Annotated in this window: 4 protein-coding genes; 1 reads left to right on the top strand and 3 read right to left on the bottom strand. The window is 59.4% G+C overall.

The features are described from left to right. A partial coding sequence (locus H1Y01_RS08740; protein ID WP_219341397.1) for a phosphoadenylyl-sulfate reductase occupies nucleotides 1-803 on the top strand: 803 nt, incomplete at its 5' end. A gap of 5 nt (nucleotides 804-808) precedes the next feature. On the opposite strand, the gene H1Y01_RS08735 is transcribed toward H1Y01_RS08740, so the two are convergent. The 3 genes from H1Y01_RS08735 to ygfZ all read right to left on the bottom strand — a co-directional run. Next, the gene (locus tag H1Y01_RS08735) at nucleotides 809-1,513 is read right to left on the bottom strand and encodes a hypothetical protein (RefSeq protein WP_180540057.1); all 705 of its coding nucleotides are present in this window, start codon (nucleotides 1,511-1,513) and stop codon (nucleotides 809-811) included. Nucleotides 1,514-1,586: 73 nt separating this feature from the next. Then, entirely contained in the window at nucleotides 1,587-2,303 is a 717-nt protein-coding gene (locus H1Y01_RS08730; RefSeq protein WP_180540056.1) for a lactonase family protein, read from the bottom strand. Between the two features lie 26 nt (nucleotides 2,304-2,329). Then, a partial coding sequence (gene ygfZ, locus H1Y01_RS08725) for a CAF17-like 4Fe-4S cluster assembly/insertion protein YgfZ (protein ID WP_301331913.1) occupies nucleotides 2,330-2,831 on the bottom strand: 502 nt, incomplete at its 5' end.

The raw sequence follows: 2,831 nt of genomic DNA, 5'->3' as shown, positions 1-2,831 counted from the left end.
GAAACACCCGCATCCCAATCGACATTACCGCCATCTGTACAACCATGATCGCCACGTCTACGGCGGAAGACGTCGTCCATTGGGCAGCTCAGGAATACGGTCAGGACCTCGCCGTCTGTACCAGCTTCCAGAAGACCGGCGCCGTCATTCTCGACATGGCGTTGCAGGTGAACCCCAAAGTTCGCGTGTTCACGCTCGACACGGGCCGTCTCCCCGCCGAAAGCTACGAAATGATCGAGATGATCCGGGCGCACTACGGGATCCAGGTGGAGACCGTTTCGCCCGAAACCGGTGAACTGGAAGCCATGGTCACCAGGCACGGCCCCAATCTGTTCCTGCGCGACCCGGCGCTCCGGATGCTCTGCTGCAAGATCCGCAAAGTGCGCCCGCTGGGCCGCAAGCTGAAAGGATTCCGGGCTTACATGGTGGGCTTGCGCCGCGGACAAAGCGCCGCGCGTGCTTCACTTCCGCTGATCGACCGCTCGTCAGACCTGGTGAAAATCAGCCCGCTTCTCGACTGGTCGCGCCAGGATATCGAAGACTACATCGCTGAACACCATGTTCCGGTGCATCCGCTCTATGCGCGCGGATACACCAGCATCGGCTGCGGACCCTGCACGCGCGCGCCGGCTCCGGGCGAAGATGAACGCGCGGGACGCTGGTGGTGGGAGAACGGCATGGAGAAAGAGTGCGGCATTCACTTCACGGCGGATGGCCGGGTGGAGCGAACCGTCGACGTGCTGCTCAAGGAAATCGTCGATCCGGCTGAGGACTTTGATCTTGGTTTCGATCCGGGCTTATAGCCCGGCTACTTATCCAGCTTTCCGCGGATCAACTTCGCCTCATAGCCTGACGGTGGAGCAGCATGGCCGTTTTCCGTCGCCTGGAATACAAATGGTACGGACACCGCCTCATTCGGGTGCAGCGTATCGTGATGGCCCGCCGGCAGCAGCGAATCGATAGGGACTACGTAGTTGCCTGCCGCCGAAAAGCAGTAAGTCGTCGAGAGTCCTTCGTAAGTGCCCGATAGAGTCGTTGTCGCGCTCGGAAGCCCAAGCAATACAACATACAAAGGCCCGAGTAAATCGGTGACTCCGTTTGTAATCGTCAGCGTCTCGTCGAATAAGTCCGATCCCGGCGCTTGCCGCGTGTAAGGGCCGGGCGTGAAAGTCACCTCGCTCGACACATTGAGAGCGCCGCACTCGCTCACCGCGGGGTCCGCCAGCGCGATGGACGCCGGACGGCTCCCTGTGGCGAACGGCGACCCGGAGATCGCCGGAAGCGTGTTTGCAGCCGCGTCGATCGAATAACCGGAAACTTCGCTGCCCTGGTTGTCGGCCACGTACAAGAACTTAGCGGAACGCGACGCCACCACAAATGAGGGATCCGGGCCGGCATAATCACCTGTCCCGCCCATCAGTGCGCCCGTAGACGTGTTGATCAGATAACAGTCAATAACGCTCGTGAGAATTCCTCCGCCTCCACACAGATACTCGCCTGAGCTCGTCGTCACTTCGGTAACTTGAGGGATACTTCCAACACTTGTAACCCCAACCCAAGTGAGCGCGCCCGTAGCGCTATTGATGCTATAGATGTAGATGTCCGTATTGCCGGGGGCAGGGACGTACAAAAACCCCAGACGGTGAGACGACAAGTCCGCCGGGAGGTACGCCGGTGGTGAAGGGCGATCCTGCGATTTGCGTAAGTGACCCGTCGGCATTGGCTGCAAACCCCGTCACATATCCAAAGGGACCGGGCGAAAACGGATTGCTGGAAACATAGAGGTACGCTCCCGACGGAGTAAATGCAAGCGCCTCGGCGCCTTCATTGGCGCCTATGTGGAAAGGAGAACCTGCAACGGGAGTTAGTTCGCCGGTTTCCCCATCGATGCTGAATGCGGAGACATCGCCTGCGAAGTTGGCTGTATATAGATATTTTCCCGAAGGTGAGATAGCTACCGCGAGGGGGCTCGCGTCCGTTGGATACGGGGAACCCGCGATCGGTGTCAGGACGCCGTTCGTCCCATTCAGGCTATATCCGGATACCGTACTTTCACCGGAGTTTGCAACATAAGCGAACCTTGCCGGATTCGTGAACTGGATCGACGCGGGACCGCTTCCCGCTTGAAACGGCGAGGAAGGAAGCTCGGTAAGAGCACCCGACTCCGGATCGATCGTGTATCCGGAAATCGAGTTCGATCCCTGGTTGGCGACGTAGGCAAAGGGTTGAGCGATCGCGTCTCTCGTTGCCATTGCAAGAAACGTGAAAACGAAACACGAAACAGTAAACGCCGCTCGTTTCATAGCAGGCTCCTCCGCCGGCCCCGAATCTAAACCACTCTCCCCGCGATATGTTCTGCCTCGATCACCGTACCGGATTGATCGTTAGGCACCCGCACATATCCAAGCGCGCGTACTTTTCCTAACCTCGGCGAGTAAGCCGCGGAAGTAACTTCTCCGGTAGCTTTCATATCTGCCAGAACGTCCGCGCCCGGCTCGGGCGCTATATGGCCTTCGAATTCCATGGCGACTAACTGCTTGTTGATGTGACCCCGCGAGCGTACGCGCTCGACAATCTCCTGACCGAGATAACAGCCCTTCTGAAAGTGCAGCGCCTGCATTTGCTGGGTTTCCTGGGGCAGCGTAGCCTCCGTAAAATCGACCCCGAAGCGAGGCCGGAACGCGTGAATCCGGGCACGTTCGGCATCCTCCGCCGATGCCGAAACAGCGCCGGCCCCTTCGAGCGACCGGACAATTCCCTCGCGGCGCGGGGCAGCGGCGTAGATACGGATACCGTGGATGGCCGCCACCGTCAGACCGCCTTCCGCAACG

This window comes from Nevskia soli (genome assembly GCF_903970205.1).
GTDB lineage: Bacteria > Acidobacteriota > Terriglobia > Bryobacterales > Bryobacteraceae > Bog-113.
Note: the sequence above shows the minus strand (reverse complement) of the source record. Positions and strands in the feature narration are given on the sequence as shown.

Excerpts from the sequence above, each read along its gene's own strand:
- H1Y01_RS08730 (WP_180540056.1), bottom strand. The coding sequence starts at position 2,303 with ATGAAACGAGCGGCGTTTACTGTTTCGTGTTTCGTTTTCACGTTTCTT.